We start from the raw sequence: 22,487 nt of genomic DNA, 5'->3' as shown, positions 1-22,487 counted from the left end.
CCTTAAGCTCCTCCCCTAAGAGCCCTTCCCCCAGGGCTCTTAATTCTATTTCAACGCTTTAACGCTTGGTTAAGACGTTCTTATTTCCTGCGCTACATCATCACCTTGGGTAAGAAAAGAGCCGCGAAATCGCGGCTCTTTATAAATCGTATTTTTTAGATAATCGTCAGATTACTCTCTACCAAATACGTTGTTCTCTTGCTCTTGTACACGGATGAAAGTCGTACGCTTAGTTAGCTCTTTAAGCTTGGCTGCGCCTACGTAGGTACAAGTTGAACGTACGCCACCAAGGATATCTGAGATAGTGCCGTGAACGCTGCCACGGAATGGCAATAGTACGGTTTTTCCTTCAGCTGCGCGGTACTTAGCCACACCACCTGAGTGCTTGTCCATTGCCGACTGAGAAGACATACCGTAGAACTTCATGTACGTTTTGCCGTCTTTCTCTACCTGTTCACCGCCTGATTCTTCGTGACCCGCTAACATGCCGCCAAGCATGACGAAATCAGCGCCACCGCCAAAGGCTTTAGACACGTCACCGGCACAAGTACAGCCACCATCACCGATGATCATGCCGCCAAGGCCATGTGCCGCGTCACCACACTCGATGATTGCAGACAGCTGCGGATAACCAACGCCAGTTTTAACCCGTGTGGTACATACTGAGCCAGGACCAATGCCTACTTTTACAATGTCGGCGCCCGCTAAGATGAGTTCTTCACACATATCACCTGTGACAACGTTACCAGCAGAAATCACTTTGTCAGGGAATGCGGCGCGCACACGTTCAACGTACTCAACCAAATGTTCAGAATAACCATTAGCAATGTCGATACAGATGAAAATCAGCTCATCTGACATCGCCATAATGTCTTGAGTTTTCTTGAAGTCGGCATCCGATGTGCCAGTAGAAACCATGACATTGTTCAGAACAGAGGCATCCGCGCCTTTTACAAACTCAGCCCAGTCTTCAACCGTGTAGTGTTTGTGAACCGCTGTCATTACACCATGTTCAGACAGCGCTTTTGCCATTTCGAAACTACCCACAGAGTCCATATTTGCAGCAATGACAGGCGTTCCAGACCATTGACGACCACTGTGCTTGAAGGTAAACTCGCGGGTTAATTCAACTTGAGAGCGGCTTTTAAGTGTTGATCGCTTTGGGCGAAATAGTACATCTTTAAAACCTAACTTAAGTTCTTGTTCGATACGCATTGATTACAGTTCCTTTCTCTTAAAGTCGGAGTGTCGGTGCGTTTTCGGTAAGCGTTGGCAGACGCTTTACTGAGTTTCGGACACAAAAAAACCGGAGCGTTGGCAGACGCTCCGGTTTTCAGCATTATAGGTCGCGATTTATTTCTAGCAAGACTGATAATTTCAAAATTATTGTGATACAGTTCGGTTAAGTTGCATACCTAAGTCCCTCTCCTCGCAACGTTTATTTCACTTTTTCACACAAAAACAGTCACTTAAATCACCTTAAGAAAAACGATTGCGCAAACCTTTTCGCTTCGCTCTTGGTCACTATTAACACTTTCTATTGCAGAACAGCAGTTTTCGCTCACAAAACCAAGACTTTTCGGTAATTTTGGCGTTCAAAGAAACAGGTTTATTTTTTGATTTTGAGCGAAAAAAAGCAGCCATTGAGGCTGCTTAATGTGGATCAGTTTGTTTAAAACTAAAGCGTAAAGAATGCGAGTTGCGCTTTTTGCTTCTCAGCGAGCTTAGATAACTCTTCACTCGCACTTGCACTTTGACAGATACCCGCCACGTTTTGGTTCACCAACTCAGACATATTGACCACGTTGCGGTTGATGTCTTGAGTGACCTGAGATTGCTGTTCTGCCGCAGTGGCTACTTGCGTGTTCGCGTCATTGATGTTGACGACGGACTCAGTGATTCCCGTTAACGCATCGTTAGCTTGAGCGCTCAGCTCGTTGGTTTTAGATAACATATCCAAGCTAATCTGCATGCTATCGTTTGCCAAACCAGATTGCTTTTGCAGCTCTTCAATGATGGTTTGAATCTCACCCGTAGACTCTTGTGTACGTGCAGCCAGTAGACGAACTTCGTCCGCAACTACCGCAAAACCACGACCAGACTCACCCGCACGCGCAGCTTCGATTGCAGCATTCAGTGCCAGAAGGTTTGTCTGCTCAGACACACCACGAATCACTTCTACCACGTCGCTGATCTGCTCAGATTGAACTTTCAACGTTTGTACTACGTGCGCCGCATCATTTAGCGCTTGGCTCATTTGCAAGCTGGCTTGGTTGCTTTCACTAAATACATCCAAACCTGATTTTGCTAGCTGATCTGCTTCACGAGCAGTCGAGTCAGCCAATTGCGCGTTATCACTTACATTATCAGCGGTACTGGATAACTCATTGACTGCTGACGCCACCTGCTCAATTTCTGCCAACTCTTGCTGAGCGTTCGCTTGAGCTTGGTTCATTACGGCAGCTAGTTCCGTTGAAGCCGACGCCACTTCTTCACTGATACCAATTAGGTGTTGAACGGTTGTACTCAGTTGCTGAGCCGTTTGATTGACATCTTGGCCTAGCTGAGCGATCTCGTTTTTACCATCAATGTTTGCGGTAGCAGACAAGTCACCTCGCGCCAGTTTGCGCATCACTTCTTGTAGGCTCGCGATTGGACTCACAATGATGTTGGCAAGAATCCACGCCACAACCAATGAGAACAGCAATACTGCTGCCACCAGCACTTTCGCCATATTCAGCACATTTCGGTTCTGTTTTGCGCTTAGCTCCATTTCATAAGCCGCAAATTCATTCGCGGCTGCAGAAAGTTGGTTGATCGATTCAACCATGTCTTCACCGTAGGTTTTGTACTCGCTAATAAAGCGATTGTACTCCGCCGCCGAAATACTGCCTTCGTCTTTACGCGTAAACACATCGACCGATTGGCGAGAGTAGTTGATGTAGTTGTCGATCGCGACGCGTGCCGCTTTCGCTTCATTACGAAACGCTTTTTGCTGCTGCATCACATCAAGATCTTTGTGGATCTCACCCGCGCTCTTCTCCAGCACGTTAAGCAGCGCATCGCGACGACTCGCGTCATAAATTGCGTATACCGCACTAATGCGTAGTGGGTAAACCCGATCGTCTATCTTTGCCAATGTGTCTTTATAGGTGACAAACGCATTGGTATGTTCAGTGACTTGCTGCTGCTCGTGCTCGAGCTGGTTATTAGTTAACCAAAGGGTGACAGCGAGTGCGAAAGCAATGAAAAATACAGGTAGAAGCACCTGCGTCTTAATCGACAAGTTCTTTAACGAAAATTGCATATAACTAGCTCAAAATTCTGAATGGCATTGAAATTATTGTCGCACGCAGAAAAGCGTGCTTTTTTAAAGCAGCAGATTTTAACGGAACCAATTCGGTAACTGCTTTGACCGCGGACAATAATACGTGATCTAAATCACATATAAAGTGAAATTTGACTTTTCTTATAACAATATACAATCCTAAGCGTTCATTGGTTGCTTATTGCTCAATTGTCGATGAATGATCCATCAATTGTTATCGGTTTGTTTGATGAAAACAAAAAAGCAGCCCTGTTTTGGGCTGCCTTAGTGCAAATTATTAGGTAGGGATTAGAGTTTAAAAAACGCCAATTGTTCTTTCTGCTTTTCTGCCAGTTCAGAGAGCTCTTCACTGGCGCTGGCGCTCTGACAAATACCCGTCACGTTTTGGTTAACTAACTCCGACATGTTTACCACGTTGCGGTTAATGTTTTGCGTTACTTGTGACTGCTGCTCTGCTGCCGTTGCAACTTGAGTATTGGCATCATTAATATTGACTACCGACTCGGTAATACCTTTCAACGCATCATTCGCACGAGCACTCAGTTCATTGGTTTTCGTCAGCATCTCTAAACTTACTTGCATGCTGTCGTTGGCCAATCCAGATTGTTTTTGTAGCTCTTCAATGATGGTCTGGATCTCACCGGTCGATTCTTGAGTTCGAGCTGCAAGCAAGCGTACTTCGTCCGCAACAACCGCAAAGCCACGTCCTGACTCCCCTGCTCGCGCGGCTTCTATGGCGGCGTTCAGCGCCAACAAATTGGTTTGCTCAGACACACCGCGAATCACTTCGATGACATCATTGATCTGCTCTGACTGCATTTTCAGCGTCATTACGACTTGAGCTGCGTCGCTTAGCGCTTGGTTCATTTGTTCGCTAGCTAGAGAGCTTTCAGCAAATACTGCCAAACCAGACTGCGCTAACTGATCAGCGTCACGCGCCGTGGTATCTGCCACTTGAGCGTTGCTACTGACGTTTTCTGCGGTACTAGACAACTCGTTGACTGCCGACGCAACCTGTTCAATCTCTGCGAGTTCTTGCTGCGAATTGGCTTGTGCTTGAGTCATCACAGCTGCTAATTCAGTTGAAGCTGATGCCACCTCTTCGCTGATACCAATCAACTGCTGAACTGTGGCGCGAAGCTGTGCGGCGGTTTGATTTACATCTTGCCCTAACTGGGCAATTTCATTTTTGCCATCAATGTTGGCAGAGGCAGACAAATCACCCTGCGCCAATTTACGCATCACCTGTTGCAACGCCGTGATCGGGGTAACAATAACTTTCGAAAATACAAAAGCGACAATTAATGAGATAGCGAATACGGATACAACGACAACTTTGGCCACATTCAACGCATAATCACTTTGTCGCTCACTCTCCTGAATTGATTGTTCTACGTACTGGTTTACCGAGTTCGATAACAGGTTAATAGACTCAACCATATCTTCTCCGTAATGCTTATATTTTTCGCTAAACAGTTCGTACTCAGAATTGGAAATCAAACCTTGGTCTTTACGCGTAAAAACGTCTACTGCCTGACGTGAGAACGCGATGTAGCTAGCAACAGCTTCCGCAGCAACATCTGCTTCTTGTTTAAATGCTTGTTCACGTTGCATGAGCTCTAGGTATTGCTCGATTTGAGCGCTACGGCTATCGAGTTCCTCAAGCAGCGCACTTCGACTATTTACATCGTAAATGGCATACACCGCGCTTATTCGCAACGGGTAAATCATATCGTCTATACCCGAAACAGCATCTTGAAACGCAACATACGCGTCTGTGTGTTCTGCGACACGCTCTTGCTCACTTTGGAGTTGTTTATTGGTAAACCAGAGTGCAATAGCAAGAGAGAGCGCCATAATGAAGACAGGCAAAAGCACCTGAATCTTCACCGATAAATTATTTAAGAATAAACGCATAATATGGCTCACAATATAATTATTAGATATCAAAGGACTACATAGCCGTAACTAATTACGCATTTAACTTTAACAGCACCTCTCTATTACCCACTTTGACAGCTGTAGTAAGCTGACTCGAAAGTGAACCTTCTCTCAACAACACGAGAAGTTTCCTACAGGCTCGGCGCTTTATCGTTCGTCTTTCGGCGAATCCATCACAACCATGGTCGTAATCGATTGCACGTGGACACATTCTCCTAGCACATCAGCATGGAATTTTTTGTAGCTCGGCAGATCTCTGGTTTCAACCCGAAGCAAATACTCGTTTGCTCCGGTAATGTTGTGGCATTCGACCACTTCATTGACATAACGAACATGCTCTTCAAACGCTTTCTGCGCTTGCTTACTGTGACTCGACAAGCCTATTGAAACGTAAGCAATAAATCCAATCCCCAGTTCCACACTATTGAGCATTGCGCGATAGCCTTTGATCACGCCTTTTTTCTCAAGCTCTTGGACTCGTCTTAACGTCGCCGAGGCAGACAAACCAATCCTCTCAGCCAACTCAACATTGGAGATCCTGCCGTCTGTTTTTAGTTCATGCAATATTCTTTCGTCAAACCTATCCATTACGCATCCTTATTGCGAAAACAACCCTTTCCGACCGAATAAAAACACATAATTGTGTGTGAATCTACTTATTATGAACAGTGACCGGTCAGACAAACATTTACTTATTCGCATTATCGATCTTCAGGAGAGAAGTATGGAACTTCAACAGCTAAGCGCACTTGCCCTATTTGCGTTTGTCTCGACCTTTACCCCCGGACCAAACAACCTAATGTTGATGGCTTCTGGTGCTAACGTCGGTTTCAACCGCACACTGCCGCACATGCTCGGCATTACATTTGGTTTTGGATTTATGGTGCTGTTGGTGGGCTTGGGCTTAATCGGAGTATTCAATCGCTACCCAATGACACACGACATTTTAAAATGGCTGAGCTTGGCCTACCTTGCCTACCTCGCGTTTAAGATCGCGCTCTCTGGCAAAGCTGAATCGGACGATGACTACAAGCCGATGACATTTCTTGGTGCGGCTTCGTTTCAGTGGGTGAACCCTAAAGGCTGGTCAATGGCGCTCAGTTCCGTCGCTATTTACAGCAGTAGCGGCAGTTGGCAAGAACTCTCTTTAATTGCGGCAATGTTTATGCTTGCCAATCTACCTTCGTGCAGCTTTTGGGTCATTGCGGGTCAGCAATTGCAGAAATGGCTAACATCTCAAACCCGAGTAAGAGCATTCAACGTGAGTATGGCGGTATTGCTGGTTGTCTCTACGTTACCGATGATCTAGTCCATAAGCATGAAACCGCTCTGCTTTGCTTAACCACAAAATAATAATGGTTATAATTACTAAGTAAATTTGGATTGGCTAAATTTATCTAAGTAAGGCTTAAGCATCATGGATAAGATTATCAGCAGCCCAAGCAAATATGTGCAGGGTGAAAACAGCTTAGACTCACTCGCAGCCTACGCTAAGATCTACGGCAACAACCCTTTAGTGATCGCAGACGAATTCGTTACCAATCTGGTTGGGAAATCTGTAGCTCGAAGCTTTGAAGCGGAAGCGCTTCAATTTACGATGGAGCTATTTAAAGGCGAATGCTCTCAAAAGGAGATCGATCGGCTAATAAAAATTTGTGAATCAAAGCTAAGTAACGTTGTGGTTGGTATTGGCGGTGGGAAAACGCTGGATACTGCAAAAGCCGTCGCCCATTACACCAAGCTCCCTGTTGTCATTGTTCCAACTATTGCTTCTAGTGACGCACCATGTAGCGCCTTAGCAGTTATTTATACCCCTAGCGGTGAATTTGAAGCCTACCTACCTTTACCTAAAAATCCGGATATGGTGCTGATGGACACGGCTATTATTGCCCGAGCGCCAGTGAGGCTAATTGTGTCGGGCATGGGAGATGCTTTGGCAACATATTTTGAAGCTCGTGCAAACGCTACTTCCGGAAACGCAACCATGGCTGGAGGAGCCCCAACCCGCTCAGCGCAGGCACTGGCCAAGCTTTGTTATGAAACGTTATTATCAGACGGTTTTAAAGCTAAAGTCGCGGTAGAGCAAGGCCTGTGCACAAAAGCGGTAGAGAATATCATTGAAGCCAATACTTACCTAAGTGGTATCGGTTTTGAGAGTAGTGGGCTTGCGGCCGCTCATGCTATCCACAATGGGCTGACCAAGTTAGAAGATTGTCACCACTTATACCACGGTGAAAAAGTCGCTTTTGGTACCTTAGTGCAGTTAGTACTGGAAAATGCACCAACGGATGAGTTCAACACAGTATTGACGTTTTGCGAATCCGTCGGTCTCCCTACCAATCTGTTCGCGATGGGCGTCGAACAAATCGTTCACGACAAACTGTACGAAGTTGCTCAAAGTGCCACTGCGGAAGGAGAGACGATTCACAACATGCCTTTCCCTGTTAGTGCGAAAAGCGTTTATGCCGCGATTCTAACAGCTCATCAACACGGTTTAAGATAGAAAACCGCCAGCTAAGGTTTTACTTAGCTGGCAATAAATACTTACGTTAACGCGAAACGTAAATTAACTTAAAGGCGCTTTTTCATCTGGGCTCTAGCTGGTAACCTAAGATGCAAATACGAATAATTATCGAGTGCAGTAATAATGAAAAAGCCAGCGCCTAAACAAGTCACCGTCGCCTCAACACAAACAGTTACTCCAAATATGCAACGCCTCGTTTTAGAAGGCGACGACCTTGCCGCTTTCCCACCTGGGTGCGAAGGTAGCTACATCAAGCTGCTTTTCAGCCCATCGGGTGACACCGCTCTTTCCGAGCTATCAGATCAACAACGCCCTGTGATGCGCACTTACACCATTCGCCATTTTTCACCGCAAAACCGCCGGATAGAAGTGGATTTTGTCCGTCATACGACCAACGATTCAAGCTGCGGGTTTGCCGCGCGCTGGGCGATGTCTGCACAAGTCGGCGATACCATTAATATCGTTGGCCCAGGCACCATTCAAGACATGAATGCAGAAGCAGATTGGTTCTTGCTGATTGCAGATATGACTGCCCTACCGGCACTTTCAACAAAGATTCAAAAGTTGCCTAAAAATGCGACAGGCTACGCTGTTATCAAAGTGGCAAGTGAAGCCGATATACAGCCGCTTAACGCCCCAAAAAGCGTCACGGTACACTGGATTTTTGCAGACGCTGACTTAGCTGAGACGGTCAAAACACTACCTTGGCTAGCGGGCGAAGCGAGTGTTTGGTGCGCGTGCGAATTTAATGCGATGCGTACACTGCGTCAGTACTTACGCAATGACAAACAAGTAGAGCGCGAAAACATTTATATCAGCAGCTATTGGAAACAAGGCGTCAGCGAAGACGGGCACAAAGTCATCAAGCAACAGGATGCCAAGCAATACACGGCTTAATCTAAGTTTTCAGCCAAAAAGTCGATAAGCAAACGCACTTTGGGCGACATATTTCTGTTCTGCGGATACAACGCCCAAATACCTTCGCGTTCATCACGATAATCGCTTAACACTTCCACCAACTCACCGCTATCGAGTGACTCTTGCACATAATAGTCAGGCAATTGAGCAAGCCCAAGACCTCGCTTGGCTGCGTCTAACAGCGCTAAACCAGAGTTACAATGAATACGGCCATGAACGCGCAGCGACTTTTCCCGCTTACTGACATTGAAACGCCAGTAATCGACAGAGCCGACCAAACATTGATGGCTTGCAAGTTCAGACAAGGTATGTGGTTCCCCGTAGTGTTCTAGGTACTTAGGGCTGGCACAAACGTACAGTTGACGGCTCGAGAGTTTTTTTGCCACTAGGCTGGAGTCTTTCAGTCGTCCGAGACGAATCGCCACATCTACACCCAGCTCGATCAAATCCAGTTTTTGGTTGGTGAGCATTAAATCGAGATCAACCTGTGGATGACGCTCCAAAAACTGATGCAATAAAGGGGCGATGCGCTGCTCTCCGTACGTCACCGGAGCAGTCACGCGCAATAGCCCTTTGGGCATTGATTGCATTTGAGTGACAGCCAGTTCAGCCAACTCTAGCCCTTCGACCAAGTGTTTACACTGCGTGAAATAAAGCTGTCCGGCTTCGGTTAACGTGACTTTTCGCGTGGTGCGATTAAACAGTTTTACCGCCAAACGTTCTTCAAGCAAGGCCACCTTACGACTGACTTGAGCGACCGAAGTATCGAGTTTTTTTGCCGCAGCAGTGAATGAATGCAGCTCTGCCACGGCAACAAATTCACTGACCCCTTCCCAATTTGCCATTACCCAATCTCTAATAATACTGGTTGTTAACTCGAGTATTTTTACATATTCGTAATAACAAAAGGAGCAATTTCACTAACAAAACTGGCTTTCTGCGCAGTGAATCATGGTAAAATCTTGGCTTAATTTGTTAGTTCGCTTGAGCCTTATGTCTAAAATAAAAACTACTTTAATGCTGCTGTTGGTGTTGATTGCTGCACTGCTGGCGTATGTTTTCATCCCCACTCACGTTCGCCTTGGCAGTGAAATCATCAACCAGCCGCTCAATGATCAATACACTTTGCTCGGCTATAAAGCGATATCCACCGAACCTAAAGACGGTAAGTTGAATCACTACTTTATTGTCGCGGCAAATCAGAGCGTAGAAGGTACGGAGCCATTTCTGATTAGCTCCGACCCATTTATCAAAGTCACTAACGTTGAAGACAACAAACTGACACTGAACATTCAAGGTCGTGTAAAACACTTTGATAACGATCTATGGGTCGAAAAACCAAGCGGTAGCGTTGAGCACTGGTTGATCAGCGCAAACATCGGTTACATCCGCTAACCTCTGGCATTCCCAACGCAAACAGGTAAAATCACGCCCCTGTGACTTTACCTGTAGTGAAAAACCATGCACCAACCTGAAAACTTGTTTACCCGCTTTAACTCGGATATCAGTCATTATTCACTACCTGATAAGTTCACTTATCCGTTTTATTACCAACCACACCCTTTATGTGTGGTGGCCGCTGAGCAGTTACAACAGTACTTACAGACACAAACCGATTGGCAGCACGATTTCGGTGTCGACGGTAACCCACAAGGCACTGGCAAAATGTTTGGTGTGTTACTGGTGCAGTCACCAAGTGGAGAACTGGGTTACTTTAGTGCGTTTTCTGGCAAGATTGCCGACCAAAACTTGCTGGCGGGCTTTGTTCCACCAGTATTCGACATGCTTGCTGAGGAGAGTTTCTTTCGTAGCGATCTCGCGCAGATCACCGCCATCAACGAGCAAGTCACACAACGTAAAGCCAATCCAAAACTACTACAGCTTAAACAGACGTTAAAGCAGTACCAAACTGATTATGCTCATGCAGAACAAACGCAGCGTGACGTGATGATTCAAGGTCGTGCAGCGCGCAAAGCGAAGCGCAAGCAAGCAGAGCAACAACTGTCAGAAGCAGAGTTGCAGGCGCTACTCGATCAGCTCGGGAAAGAAAGCGTGGCGGAAAAGAACGTACTGAAGTACTTAAAACTCGAATGGGACGCCAAAATTGCCGAGGTGCAAGCAGAGTTAAATCAGTTAACCAGTGAACTAGACGCCCTTAAAGAGCAGCGCAAACAGCTATCTAACGCCCTACAAAACAAACTGTTCGAGCAATACCGTTTTCTTAACATCAACGGCGAGCAGAAGTCGCTGAAAGCCATTTTCTCAAACACCACCAATCCGGTTCCACCAGCCGGAGCGGGTGAATGTGCGGCACCAAAACTGCTTCATTTCGCTTTTAAACACGGATATACCCCGCTGGCTTTGGCTGAGTTCTGGTGGGGCGTGTCACCTAAGTCTGAAATTCGCCAGCATAAGCAGTTCTATCCATCGTGTAACAGCAAATGCCAGCCGATTCTTGGCCACATGCTTGATGGCATGCGAGTGGATGACAACCCGCTAGCAGAAAGCTGGGCATTGGACAAAGAACTGGAGATCTTGTTCGAAGATGAGGCGATGGTCATCGTTAACAAACCTTCGGGACTGCTTTCGGTTCCCGGCAAAACGATTAAAGACTCTGCCTACACTCGCTTACAGGAAAGATACCCAGATGTAGAAGGACCATTTGTTATCCATCGCCTCGATATGGCGACATCGGGTTTATTGGTGTTTGCACTGACAAAACGCGCCAATAAGAGTCTGCAAAAGCAATTTATCTCCCGCAGCGTACAAAAGCGTTACGTCGCCTTGATTGAAGGCACATTGGATTCGCAATGCGGTGACATCACCTTACCGATGCGCGGCGATCCAGACGATCGCCCACGCCAGTTGGTTTGCTTCGAACACGGTAAACCTGCAGAGACATACTGGGAATTGATCGAAGTAAAAGACGGCCGTTCAAAGCTTTATCTCTATCCGAAAACCGGACGCACCCACCAACTTCGTGTCCATTGCGCGCACCATTTAGGGCTGAACATGCCAATGGTGGGCGATGGTCTGTATGGTGATAAAGCCAACCGCCTGCACTTACACGCGGAAAGACTCGAACTTGAACACCCTTACAGCAAAGAGCCGATGCAATTTCAGGTCGAGGCGGATTTTTAAACCTCACCGCGATGTTACAGATTTGAGACACTTTGAACACATCGTGTCTCAATCTTAGCTTTAGCCACCTATCCCCTCCTGTTCATCTAGCGAATATCCCCTAAGCCAACAAGACTTACAGAGATTGCGTCGGTAATCACGAAACGGTAGTCACAAACATCGCTTAGGAGAGATCATGAATAAGCTAATAATGACATCGCTACTATGCTTGCTAGGTACTATTTCGGCATACTCATTCGCCACTGAAGATGAACAAAAATCAGATATGGTTGAAGCGGTCGAACAGTCTGTCGATGACGGTGTAGAAAAAACCAAAGAAGTCGTCGATGAAGGTATGGATAAAATGGAAGACATGACTGACGACATGAAAACCGAAATGGAAGAAGGAATGGACCAAACTGCAGAAGTAAAAGAGTGTATGGAAGCAGGAAAAACCATGCAAGAATGTACCAGTGAATAAGCAGCATCGGCTAGGGTTGTCTTAACACCAGCCCTAGCCGAGACTTTTCAACTAAGCGCTCGGGCGTCATATCAATTCTATCTTTCCCGACATCCACCTCTCCCACGCCCTTTATAACCGTTTTATCTGCTTATCCTTTTCGAGTTTGTGCTACACTCTGCGCCAGCAAACTAGGCTTAGAGCCTACCCATATTAAAGATTCAGAGTGCCACCATGCCTTTTTCAAAACTTGGTTTAAGCCAGCCAATTACAGATGCGATTCGCGAACTTGGATACGACAAGCCAACGACCATCCAATCCAAAGCCATTCCCGCGATTTTAAAAGGTGAAGACCTGCTAGCCGCCGCTCAAACAGGTACGGGTAAAACCGCAAGTTTTGTGCTGCCGATTCTGGAAAGGCTTGCGCAAGGTGAAACCCAGCGTAAAAAGCGTATTCGCGCGCTGATCCTAACGCCTACTCGTGAACTGGCCGAGCAAGTAGAGCAAAAGGTTCGTGACTACAGCAAGCACTTAAACCTGACTTCTCTTGCGATGTATGGTGGTGTTGATGAGCAACCACAAAAACAAGCGCTGATTGAAGGTGTTGATATTTTGGTTGCGACGCCGGGTCGTCTGCTCGACATGTACGGCAAACGCGCGGTTTACTTTGAAGAAGTCGAAATGCTCGTGCTTGACGAAGCGGACCGTATGTTGGATATGGGCTTTATCGAAGACATCAATAAGATTCTCGACCGCTTGCCAACCGACATTCAACACCTGTTATTCTCGGCAACCTTGTCTAACAAGGTACGTGATTTGGCGAAAACCGCAGTGCATGACCCGTTTGAAATTTCTATCGCGGCAAACCAAGCCTCGAAGAAGAACATCGAGCAATGGCTGATAACGGTCGATAAAGATAAAAAATCAGCGCTGCTTAGCCACTTAATCAAAGAAAATGAGTGGAACCAAGCACTGATCTTCATCGAGACCAAACACGGCGCGGCTAAATTGGCTCAACAGTTAGAAAAGCGCGGTATCGTGGCTGAAGCGTTCCACAGCGGCCGCAGCCAGGCGATTCGTCAGCAATTACTCGAAGATTTCAAAGCGGGTAAAATCAAATACATGATCGCAACGGGCGTGGGTGCACGTGGTATTGATATTGAAGGGCTAGAGCGAGTGATCAACTACGACTTGCCTTTCCCTGCAGATGAATACGTTCACCGTATTGGTCGAACAGGCCGTGCAGACGCGCAAGGCGAAGCCATTTCGTTTGTCTCCAAAGACAACTTCAAAAACCTGTGTATGATCGAGAGCCGCTTAGGCCATTTGATTGAGCGCCGCGAAGTGGAAGGTTTTGAACCACGCAAACCAGTGCCTATCTCAATCTTAAATTATGTACCTAAACATAAGCGTCAACAGAAGGAAGGCTAATGTCTAGTGTGCCTACTAAGATCACCTTTTTTGAGTTTCTGACACCGCTGGTTGCGTCGGGCAACAAGACGATTACCATCCGAGATGAGTCCGAGTCGCATTACGTGCCGGGTAGTATTGTCGAAGTGTTTACCCTTGAAACAGACAAAAAGGTGTGTGAGGTTAAAATTCTTTCGGTAGAACCGTTGCACTTTGACGATATCAACGAATTCCACGCACAGCAGGAATACATTGAGCTACCAAAGCTCAAGCAGTTGATTCGCGAAATCTATCCCGATACTGACACCTTATTTGTAATCAGTTACGAGCTCGTCTAAGTAAAAAGCCGCCTTGCGATAAGGCGGCTTTTTTAATCCAGCTGTAACGACTAATCTTTCATCGATTCGGTTATCTGAGGTTCCGATATCTGATAGAGCTTTTTCTCCGAACATGACGTTTCGCAGTTGCACACTTTGTCGACACCAACATTACCCAGCCCACCACAACTGCCCTGAATACGTTTGTTGTGAAAGATCACCCCCAAAGCCATTAGCAATATCACCAATAGAAAGCCTAAAAAGGTCAATAACCACGTCATTTTCGCCTCCTTACTTTGCTATAAGCTTAGCAGTTGTTACCCGCAGGAAGGCGCTTGGCTTGGTAATCGAAGACATAACCTGATGCGACTGTTTGTCACCGCAACAACCACCACTACGAGCGGTTTTATTCCGGTTGTTGATAGACGCTTTTCCTTGCTCACTCGACGTCAGTTCGGTTCGTTCAACGTGAAGAATCTGCTCTAAGTCCGCACGTTTGGCAGCGCGAAATACGCGTACTTGCTGTTTTAGTAGTTTGGCCAGTAAACGTTCGCCGATATTGCGGGTGATCACCGCATCTATGCCTTGAGCGACGAGTGTATTCAATAGCTGGGACTTGTTTTGGCAACCACCGTCACACGCAGGGTTTTTAATGTTTTTCACCATACCTAGCTGGTTATAAATCGCAAAATATGGCGCTTTCATAAAGTGATTGGTGATTTGATGACCATCATTTGGAATAGCGTACAACATAAACTTACTCCTGTGTCGGAAACAACAATGCCTGACCTTCAACTAAGCTTTTGGCTATTTTCCAACGCGCTTTTTTGACTGTGTTGCCAAAGGTTTGGCGAGAAACACCCATTTGCTCGGCAGCTTGCAACTGGCTTAATCCTTCTAAATCCGCCAGACGAATCGCTTCGAGTTCTTCGGGTAATATTTCAATCTTATCCAACTGATGGAGAGGAATCCCGTTGGGCTTGAAGCACGAGTGCGCTGCTCTTCCGCACACACGACGATGAATTTTGGGTCTTGGCATCGTTTGATTCCTCTCGCTGACTGAACGACTTAAGCATAGTGCGTGTTATGTTTTTGGCATATGCTAAAAACATAAGATTGCAAAATTGCACAATCACCAACTCTATTTAGATTACGCACGTAAAAGTTAGGTATAAAAAAAGAGGCGCGATTGCACCTCTTTAAATATTTGAGCCTATTATAAATAGCGTTAGGATTAGCGTTGCTTCGCTACCGATTTAAACAGTACCGACGTATCCATGCGCCCTAGCCCTTCTTTTTGTAGCTGCGCATATTGCTCATCAACGTTCTTAGTTAAAGGCAGTTCGATACCTACACGTTCCGCTTCTTTTAAGCAGAAACCCAGGTCTTTACGCATCCAGTCAATCGCAAAACCAAAATCAAACTTATCTTGTGACATTGTCACGGCGCGATTTTCCATCTGCCATGAACCAGCGGCGCCATGCTTGAGGGTATCGACCACTTGTTCGATATCTAGACCCGACTTTTGCGCTAACAGAATCGCTTCACTCAGTCCTTGCAAAATGCCACCAATACAGATTTGGTTAACCATTTTACAGCGTTGACCCTGACCATTCTCTCCCAGCAACGTGATCTGTTTAGCGTACGCGTCCATCACTCCAACAACGGAATCAAAAATCGCCTGCTCACCGCCACACATGATCGTCAGTACGCCATTTTCTGCGCCTGCTTGGCCACCTGAAACCGGCGCATCAATAAAGCTGTTGCCGTATTCTTTGGCTGCCTGCGCTAGCTCTACTGCTAATTCAGCGGATGTCGTGGTGTGGTCGACTAATACCGCACCTGGCTTAAGCCCAACCAGAATACCTTCTTCGCCGTAAACGACGCTGCGTACATCGTCATCATTGCCGACACAAACGAACACAATATCTGCGCCTTCAGCCGCTTGTTTTGGCGTATCACAAGCCTCACCTTGGTACTCACTTGCCCATGCTTCTGCTTTGGCTTTTGTACGGTTGTATACCTTGGTCTCGTGGCCTGCTTTACTCACGTATCCAGCCATTGGGTAGCCCATGACACCTAAACCGATAAACGCAACTTTCTTGTTACTCATCATTCTCTCCGCTGACAGATAATTATGAAAATCAGTGTACTAAACAATCCCCTTACAATTCACTAACCAACTCGAACTTTATTGAAATTGCTGAGTTTACTTGCTGCTCTTTTACTCGTGGCGCTAACTGTGACAGAATGAATTCCTGTCGTTATGTTGTATGAATTAGTTGTTCCATGAAATTTCAAGCTGCCATCTTTGATATGGATGGTCTACTCCTCGACACCGAGCGTGTCTGCATGCAAGTGTTTAAACAAGCTTGCGAAACGGTTAACCAACCTTTCTACGAAGATATCTATCTGTCTATCATTGGGCGTAATGCTGCTGGGATAGATGCCGTATTTCGCAAAGTATACGGTGAGTATCTCGACGAACTGCACGAAGAGTGGCGTAAAAGTTACGATGCAATCGTCAAACACCAAGCGATCCCAGTGAAACAAGGTGTGGTTGAGTTGCTCGAATGGTTGAACGAAAACAACGTGCCAACAGCGGTGGCGACGTCAACCCACAAAGAAGTGGCGACGATCAAACTCAAGCTTGCGGGTTTGGATAAATATTTTGACGGTTTAACCTGTGGCTGCGAAGTCTCTCACGGCAAACCAGACCCCGAGATTTACTTACTTGCAGCTAATCGTTTAAATGTCGATGCCAGCCAATGTATCGCGTTTGAAGACTCAAACAATGGTGTGCGTAGCGCCGTTGCGGCAAACATGACGACCTTCCAGATCCCAGATCTGGTCGAGCCATGTGACGAAGTTAAAGCACTGAAACCCATCATCTTACCTTCTCTGCACGACGCGTTGAGTTACCTCAAGCAGCAATAAAGACTGACTTTCCGAGCCTATCCAATATAGGCTCGGTTATGCTTTTCTCTGCTATTCCATTGTCATCCGTTCTAAATCTATTTTCCTTAAGGGGTTTGTATTTATCGATTGCATCCCAATGATCCATAAAGGCAGCCACTAAATTGGATAAGGAACAACAATGACAAACCAATACGTACCACCAAAAGTTTGGACAATGGACGAAGAGAACGGCGGACAATGGGCTAGCATTAACCGTCCTGATTCTGGCGCCCGCCACGAACAAGCCCTACCTGTTGGCAAGAACCCACTTCAACTCTACTCAATGGCAACGCCAAACGGCCAGAAAGTTACCATCATGCTGGAAGAACTGCTTGCGCTTGGGGTGAAAGAAGCCGAATACGACGCTTACTTGATCAAGATTGGTGACGGGGACCAGTTTGGTTCTGGTTTTGTTGAAGTAAACCCGAATTCAAAAATCCCAGCGATGGTAGACCGTTCCGGCGATACACCAATCAGTGTTTTTGAGTCAGGTAATATCCTGTTCTACTTAGCGGAGAAGTTTGGTCATTTCTTACCAACAGACACCGCAGCGCGCGCGCAAGTGATGAACTGGCTTTTCTGGCTTCAAGGCTCAGCGCCGTATCTTGGCGGCGGCTTTGGTCATTTCTACGCTTATGCGCCAGAAAAGTTTGAGTACCCAATCAACCGTTTCACGATGGAAGCTAAACGACAACTGGACGTGCTGGACAAACAACTTGCGAAGCACACTTACCTTGCGGGTGAAGAATACAGTATCGCAGATATCGCGACGTGGGCATGGTATGGCAACTTGGTTCTTGGCCGCGCGTATGATGCCGCTGAGTTTCTTGATGTCGACAGCTATAAACACGTAAAACGTTGGGCAGAGATGATTGATGCGCGTGAAGCGGTACAACGCGGACGTATCGTCAACCGAGCTTGGGGTGAAGAGTGGGAACAAGTCCCAGAACGCCATAACGCCGAAGATATCGACGCGGTATTAAAGCTCAAACCTTAGCGGCTTAGCCACAAAATAAGCAAAGCGATTCTCCTAAAAGAATCGCTTTTTGTTATCAGCCGAATTACAGAAGGCGGGTCATAAACTTGCTGTTTGGGTCTTCTCGATAATTGCCAAAAGGTCCGCAGTAACGAAAACCAAACTTCTCATATAAGCGACGTGCTGGCGTAAAGAAAGCCTGAGAGCCGGTTTCCAAACTCACGCAGCGATAGCCTCGCTCACTGGCAATCTTCAGCACATGTTGTAGCAAGCTAGATGCGACGCCCAAGTTACGCGCATCCGACGCCGTGCGCATCGACTTGATCTCTACCTGATCGCTATCCAATTCTTTAAGCGCAACACAGCCTAGCAACTTACCGTGTTTCCAACCACTGAAAAAAGTGATCTCCGGAGCTTTAAGCGCGTCAACATCTAAAGCGTGCACACTCTCTGCTGGCGAGGTCGCGTACATGTCTTGTAAATGCTCTTCGAGAAGCTGGATCACTTCCCCACCTTGTAAATCGTCTATTCTTATTTCCATCTAAATTCACTATCCATGTCGGCTCGCGCTCATGCTTCTTTCATAGCGAGAATCGATTATTTGGCGTCACTTAAGGCAATTTTACCCGCTAGACCAATCAGTAGTACGCCAGATACCCCTTCCAAGGTTCTTGAAAAGCGCTGGGACTTTGTACCACTCAGTAACCAACTACCCGCCACGGCGTAAACCAGATTACATAGCGTCGCCAAAACACTGAAAATCACGCCATAAACCAGCAATTGAGCGCTCACCGAACCTTGAGTCAAGTCGACAAACTGCGGAAGAAACGACAAGAAAAACAGCGCAACTTTTGGATTCAGTACGCTCACGACCACACCTTGCATAAACACATTGTTGCTCGCAGGTGCCGTTTCATCCACAACTAACTGGCTACTTCCTTTCCACATCGAGATCAGCGCCTTAATCCCTAGATAAACCAGGTAAGCTGCGCCTAACCATTTGATAATACTAAACGCCAGCGCAGAACTAAGAATGACCGCAGAGAGCCCCAAACACGCGGCTAAGGTATGCAGAAAGTAACCCGCCCCTAACCCCAAAGCAGCTTTCATGCCACTCGCCATTTTACCTTTCATGGTATTGGAAACGATGTAAATCACATCAGGTCCGGGGATTAAGTTTATCGATAAACAGGCAACGACAAACAACAATAGTGAATTCACATCCATGCAGGCTTTCTCCTTTATTTTTTACTTAGCGAGTTCTATCCACTCACCATTTGTCAGGGCTGGCAAGTCTTGTGCGTGCAGTTTAAACACCGTATTTGGTGTACCCGCCGCCGCCCAAATTGCATCGTATTGCTGTAGGTCGACGTCTAGAATTGTTGTGACACTTTGGTTGTGCGCCACAGGAGGAACACCACCAATTGCGTAACCAATACGTTCACGGACAAAGTCAGCGTCGGCTTTCTTTAAATTTAATCCTGTCGCCGCTTTCACCTTTTTGGTGCAAACCATGTTCGTTCCTGATGCAACGACCAAAATTGGGTCACCCGTTTCTCCGTCTTTAAAAATCAGAGACTTGGCGATTTGAGATACACTACAACCGATTGCTTCTGCCGCCTCAACTGCCGTACGAGTTGAAGCTGGCATTTGCCGAACTAAGAAATCTTGGCCATGTTGAGACAGAAATGCTTGAACTCGGGCTGATGAACCTTTTAGCTCCGCAGACATACCTTACTCCCCTCAATTATACATAAGGCGTGACAACCGTCAGACATTGATCAACCCATTTCTCTTTTTCACCTACCGGCGCAACATAGTGGATCGCGGAAGCGGCGTGTTCTTTGTCACCAAGTTTACTGATCACCCAAGTCGCAAGGTATTGAGATGACAAACAGCCGCCAGCGCTGGCAATGTTGCCGCTGGCGAAAAAGGGTTGGTCGAGTACTTTTACACCGGCATCTAACAGCCAAGGCGTGGTAGTTAAGTCGGTGCACGCAGGCACGCTATCGAGCACACCAAGTTGGGCCAAAATCAATGCTCCGGAACATTGACTGCCAATCAGTTGTTTCTCTGGATTGAGGGAAAAGCGCGATAGAATCTTTGTGTCTTTCGCAATATCACGAGTCAACACTCCACTACCAAATAATACCGCGTCTGCACGGTTGGCAAACTCGAGGGGTTGCTGCGCTTTGATCGTTACGCCGTTCATCGACGTTACCTGCTCTGTCGGCGAGGTGATCTGGGCATTCCAACCAAGGTGGCGCATACGGTTGATGATTCCCGATGCAACAAATGAGTCTAATTCGTTAAAGCCTTCAAAGGTAACGATCGCTATATCCATATCAAATCCTTTTGGTTATGTGCTAAGCGTATGTTCTCGCGAGTGCTTATTTTTCGACCCAGCTTATGCCACTATCGCGTATAAAAGCAAATGCCGAAGTAAGGAGATTCCCTACTTCGGCATTTTCTCAACACTTTATTGGTTAGACGTTCAGATTAACGAGGACGTGCAAAAACCTGTGTCCAGTACGTTCCGTAACGTGTATCAGGGTTAACGGCCGCAGAAGCGCCCATTTGAGTAATGTCTGTACTCATGATGTTTTTGCAATGCCCTTCACTCACCATCCACGATGCCATTACTGTTTCGACACTTCGATGGCCCACGGCTACGTTCTCAGCCCATGCGTTAAACTCATAACCGGTTGCTGAAATACGCTCATCAGGTGAGCTGCCGTCCGAACCTGTGTGGTCCATGAAGTCAACGTTCGCCATATCGCTAGAATGAACGAATGCAGCATGCTCTAAATCGTAGTTCCACATTAGTGCTGGAGCTGGCGGCATAGTGGTGTCGCCACATTGCTGGAATTCAGAACGCACCTGGTTGACTGCGTTAAGCATCATTTCGGCGAACTCATTTGAATCCGGGAGTGTGTATGTGTTGCTGTTGTCGGTTGAGCCAGCGGTTTGGTTGATCTCTTCTACCTCTCCGATCGGGTTGCTGAACTCATTGTTGTTTGTTGTCGTTGATTTAGGACTTGAAGAGTCTCCGTCTGACCCACCACAACCAACTAAAAATAGCGCAGATAAAGCAAATATTGGAATAATTTTCATAATAAACAAAGCCATAAGAATAAGGAGTTTGAAAAGCCAAGGAGGTTTGGCTCAAAATTTGGCAAAGGCTTGCCAAATAAGGCGTGGCGAGTAATTCACCTGACCAATAAAGCGGTTGCCACTATACTGATTTGTGTGATGTATCCTCAATATGCAACGTTTGTTTTTTGAGCATATTGACAGTGACTTTACAATCTATGACATAGCTCGGAAGTTGACTTGCATATGACGTTAGCTGAGTGGGTGGCTCAATATTGTACACATCCAATGGCTATAATAAGTGACATAAAGAAGCTTATTCGTGCTGTAACACACTGAATTTCATTTGTTTATTAAGTTAAGCCCATCTAATTAAAGCCGCTTATCTATATTTTAAATATTACTCTAATCAAACACTATCAATGCAGTAACTCTTATAAATGACAGCTTCGTATCTCATCTAATAAGATGCAGTTTTAAATAGACAACTGAATATCAAAAACAGTTTAAATTAAGGAACCACCATTCTACTTTGAGGTTAACTATAATAAAATTCATTAGGTTAATTAATGATTTACCGATAATAAGAACAAAAAATTAGATTCACTTAATTTAATATTATAAGCAACTATATTCAATTGAAGCGACTTTAAAAGTCGGCATACATTTATAAACTGTGCCATTAATCTTATCACCATGCATAACGTTTGCTATAAACCTATCTGAAGGTAAGTCATTGAATTTATTACCTCCTTAGATATGAGTAGCTTAGTAACCCATGTTCGAGACACTAATTCCACTCCGACTTAAACAAGTTCTTCCGGCACATCAAAAATTTAACTTAAGAAAGCCCTAACAATACCCTTAATTTACAAACAGATAAAAACATCCATAAAATAAATATTATTAAAATAAAAACAAAATTATTGACAAAAAATAAGCTAAAGAGTTATCATTTTTTGCAACACAAAATAACATTATTTAACTTGGTGAAAAACAATTCAAAAATAATGAATAACCACTCAACAATTAGTTAAAAAATATTAACGGGAGATAGTTTTGGGTATTTATAAGTGTTTCATACCAATAATGATTCTAGTAATTTCCGGATGTAACTCCGAGTCGGGAAATAGTCAATCTTCATCAAGTACTAATAGCTCTACGCTGAGTATCGAGACAGAATCAAATGATATTGATATGAAAAATGTAGGTGACTCAAGTGCTTCCCCCTCTGATGAAGATAAACAAATTAATGGCAGTGTTATCCCAGGTAGCTCAACAACAAACCTCGAGGACACAGATCCAATCTCAGACACTTTCAGCTTTGACGGACCGACAGCAACAGAGACTAATGTAGCCGATGATTCGGACACCACCGATACTTCAGATGTTGCTGAAACGTCAAACACCAATGAGACATCAGCAACAGAGACTAATGTGAC

Annotated in this window: 25 protein-coding genes; 11 read left to right on the top strand and 14 right to left on the bottom strand. The window is 45.8% G+C overall.

Going from position 1 to position 22,487, the window contains the following annotated elements:
* Positions 1–171 precede the first annotated feature (171 nt).
* The 4 genes from HCZ42_RS05975 to HCZ42_RS05960 all read right to left on the bottom strand — a co-directional run bounded on the left by HCZ42_RS05975 (position 172) and on the right by HCZ42_RS05960 (position 5,857).
* Positions 172–1,215 carry a GMP reductase gene (locus HCZ42_RS05975; RefSeq protein ID WP_053407455.1) on the bottom strand — a complete coding sequence of 348 codons (1,044 nt, stop codon included), beginning with the start codon at positions 1,213–1,215 and terminating at the stop codon, positions 172–174.
* 463 nt (positions 1,216–1,678) lie between these two features.
* Positions 1,679–3,307 (bottom strand): methyl-accepting chemotaxis protein, encoded by a 1,629-nt coding sequence (locus HCZ42_RS05970; protein ID WP_167419833.1) that lies wholly within the window; start codon positions 3,305–3,307, stop codon positions 1,679–1,681.
* 309 nt (positions 3,308–3,616) lie between these two features.
* On the bottom strand, positions 3,617–5,245 hold the full coding sequence (locus tag HCZ42_RS05965) for a methyl-accepting chemotaxis protein (protein WP_167419832.1): 1,629 nt from the start codon (positions 5,243–5,245) through the stop codon (positions 3,617–3,619).
* Between the two features lie 171 nt (positions 5,246–5,416).
* Entirely contained in the window at positions 5,417–5,857 is a 441-nt protein-coding gene (locus tag HCZ42_RS05960; protein ID WP_167419831.1) for an Lrp/AsnC family transcriptional regulator, read from the bottom strand.
* A gap of 136 nt (positions 5,858–5,993) precedes the next feature.
* Here HCZ42_RS05960 and HCZ42_RS05955 point away from each other — a divergent pair, with 136 nt between their 5' ends.
* The 3 genes from HCZ42_RS05955 to HCZ42_RS05945 all read left to right on the top strand — a co-directional run bounded on the left by HCZ42_RS05955 (position 5,994) and on the right by HCZ42_RS05945 (position 8,690).
* A complete protein-coding gene (locus HCZ42_RS05955) occupies positions 5,994–6,578 on the top strand; it encodes a LysE family translocator (protein WP_167419830.1) in 585 nt (194 codons plus the stop codon).
* A gap of 108 nt (positions 6,579–6,686) precedes the next feature.
* A complete protein-coding gene (locus HCZ42_RS05950) occupies positions 6,687–7,772 on the top strand; it encodes a glycerol dehydrogenase (RefSeq protein ID WP_167419829.1) in 1,086 nt (361 codons plus the stop codon).
* A gap of 141 nt (positions 7,773–7,913) precedes the next feature.
* Entirely contained in the window at positions 7,914–8,690 is a 777-nt protein-coding gene (locus HCZ42_RS05945) for a siderophore-interacting protein (RefSeq protein ID WP_368484169.1), read from the top strand.
* Here the strand turns inward: HCZ42_RS05945 and HCZ42_RS05940 are convergent.
* Positions 8,687–9,556: a LysR substrate-binding domain-containing protein gene (locus HCZ42_RS05940; protein WP_167419827.1), complete on the bottom strand. Its 870-nt coding sequence runs from the start codon at positions 9,554–9,556 to the stop codon at positions 8,687–8,689. The two genes, HCZ42_RS05945 and HCZ42_RS05940, sit on opposite strands and share 4 nt — an antisense overlap.
* A 148-nt stretch (positions 9,557–9,704) precedes the next feature.
* Here HCZ42_RS05940 and HCZ42_RS05935 point away from each other — a divergent pair, with 148 nt between their 5' ends.
* The 5 genes from HCZ42_RS05935 to yqfB all read left to right on the top strand — a co-directional run bounded on the left by HCZ42_RS05935 (position 9,705) and on the right by yqfB (position 14,039).
* Complete coding sequence (locus HCZ42_RS05935) at positions 9,705–10,106, top strand: hypothetical protein (RefSeq protein WP_167419826.1); 402 nt, start codon at positions 9,705–9,707, stop codon at positions 10,104–10,106.
* Positions 10,107–10,172: 66 nt separating this feature from the next.
* On the top strand, positions 10,173–11,852 hold the full coding sequence (locus HCZ42_RS05930; RefSeq protein ID WP_167419825.1) for an RluA family pseudouridine synthase: 1,680 nt from the start codon (positions 10,173–10,175) through the stop codon (positions 11,850–11,852).
* A 175-nt stretch (positions 11,853–12,027) separates the two neighbouring features.
* Complete coding sequence (locus tag HCZ42_RS05925) at positions 12,028–12,312, top strand: hypothetical protein (RefSeq protein ID WP_167419824.1); 285 nt, start codon at positions 12,028–12,030, stop codon at positions 12,310–12,312.
* Positions 12,313–12,525: 213 nt separating this feature from the next.
* Positions 12,526–13,722, top strand: coding sequence for a DEAD/DEAH box helicase (locus HCZ42_RS05920; protein WP_167419823.1), 1,197 nt, complete (start codon positions 12,526–12,528; stop codon positions 13,720–13,722).
* Positions 13,722–14,039, top strand: coding sequence for a N(4)-acetylcytidine aminohydrolase (gene yqfB / locus HCZ42_RS05915; RefSeq protein ID WP_167419822.1), 318 nt, complete (start codon positions 13,722–13,724; stop codon positions 14,037–14,039). Before HCZ42_RS05920 ends, yqfB begins: the two co-directional genes overlap by 1 nt.
* 50 nt (positions 14,040–14,089) lie before the next feature.
* On the opposite strand, the gene nqrM is transcribed toward yqfB, so the two are convergent.
* From nqrM to HCZ42_RS05895, 4 genes are all read right to left on the bottom strand, one after another.
* The gene (gene nqrM / locus HCZ42_RS05910; protein ID WP_167419821.1) at positions 14,090–14,299 is read right to left on the bottom strand and encodes a (Na+)-NQR maturation NqrM; all 210 of its coding nucleotides are present in this window, start codon (positions 14,297–14,299) and stop codon (positions 14,090–14,092) included.
* A 10-nt stretch (positions 14,300–14,309) separates the two neighbouring features.
* Complete coding sequence (locus HCZ42_RS05905; protein WP_167419820.1) at positions 14,310–14,771, bottom strand: NifB/NifX family molybdenum-iron cluster-binding protein; 462 nt, start codon at positions 14,769–14,771, stop codon at positions 14,310–14,312.
* Positions 14,772–14,775: 4 nt separating this feature from the next.
* Positions 14,776–15,057, bottom strand: coding sequence for a DUF134 domain-containing protein (locus HCZ42_RS05900; RefSeq protein WP_167419819.1), 282 nt, complete (start codon positions 15,055–15,057; stop codon positions 14,776–14,778).
* A 195-nt stretch (positions 15,058–15,252) separates the two neighbouring features.
* On the bottom strand, positions 15,253–16,131 hold the full coding sequence (locus HCZ42_RS05895; RefSeq protein WP_167419818.1) for an NAD(P)-dependent oxidoreductase: 879 nt from the start codon (positions 16,129–16,131) through the stop codon (positions 15,253–15,255).
* Positions 16,132–16,307: 176 nt separating this feature from the next.
* On the opposite strand from HCZ42_RS05895, the gene HCZ42_RS05890 reads away from it, so the two are divergent.
* Together HCZ42_RS05890 and yghU are read left to right on the top strand one after the other, a co-directional pair.
* Positions 16,308–16,955 carry an HAD family hydrolase gene (locus HCZ42_RS05890; RefSeq protein WP_167419817.1) on the top strand — a complete coding sequence of 216 codons (648 nt, stop codon included), beginning with the start codon at positions 16,308–16,310 and terminating at the stop codon, positions 16,953–16,955.
* Between the two features lie 160 nt (positions 16,956–17,115).
* Positions 17,116–17,973, top strand: a complete 858-nt coding sequence (yghU, locus tag HCZ42_RS05885) for a glutathione-dependent disulfide-bond oxidoreductase (RefSeq protein WP_167419816.1) — start codon at positions 17,116–17,118, stop codon at positions 17,971–17,973.
* Positions 17,974–18,037: 64 nt separating this feature from the next.
* Here the strand turns inward: yghU and HCZ42_RS05880 are convergent, their stop codons facing one another.
* The 5 genes from HCZ42_RS05880 to HCZ42_RS05860 form a co-directional block, all read right to left on the bottom strand.
* Positions 18,038–18,493, bottom strand: a complete 456-nt coding sequence (locus HCZ42_RS05880) for a GNAT family N-acetyltransferase (RefSeq protein WP_167419815.1) — start codon at positions 18,491–18,493, stop codon at positions 18,038–18,040.
* 56 nt (positions 18,494–18,549) lie between these two features.
* A complete protein-coding gene (locus HCZ42_RS05875) occupies positions 18,550–19,179 on the bottom strand; it encodes a LysE family translocator (RefSeq protein WP_167419814.1) in 630 nt (209 codons plus the stop codon).
* A 21-nt stretch (positions 19,180–19,200) separates the two neighbouring features.
* Entirely contained in the window at positions 19,201–19,683 is a 483-nt protein-coding gene (locus HCZ42_RS05870) for a YbaK/EbsC family protein (protein WP_167419813.1), read from the bottom strand.
* Between the two features lie 16 nt (positions 19,684–19,699).
* On the bottom strand, positions 19,700–20,296 hold the full coding sequence (locus tag HCZ42_RS05865; RefSeq protein WP_167419812.1) for a DJ-1/PfpI family protein: 597 nt from the start codon (positions 20,294–20,296) through the stop codon (positions 19,700–19,702).
* 155 nt (positions 20,297–20,451) lie between these two features.
* On the bottom strand, positions 20,452–21,066 hold the full coding sequence (locus HCZ42_RS05860; RefSeq protein WP_167419811.1) for a CAP domain-containing protein: 615 nt from the start codon (positions 21,064–21,066) through the stop codon (positions 20,452–20,454).
* 1,176 nt (positions 21,067–22,242) lie between these two features.
* Between HCZ42_RS05860 and HCZ42_RS05855 the strand changes: the two genes are divergently transcribed.
* The coding region (locus tag HCZ42_RS05855) for a hypothetical protein (RefSeq protein ID WP_167419810.1) at positions 22,243–22,487 on the top strand (245 nt) is incomplete at its 3' end.

The sequence above is a fragment of the Vibrio hepatarius genome (genome assembly GCF_011806575.1).
GTDB lineage: Bacteria > Pseudomonadota > Gammaproteobacteria > Enterobacterales > Vibrionaceae > Vibrio > Vibrio hepatarius_A.
The sequence above is the reverse complement of the archived record's forward strand: the minus strand, read 5'-3'. Positions and strand labels throughout refer to the sequence as shown.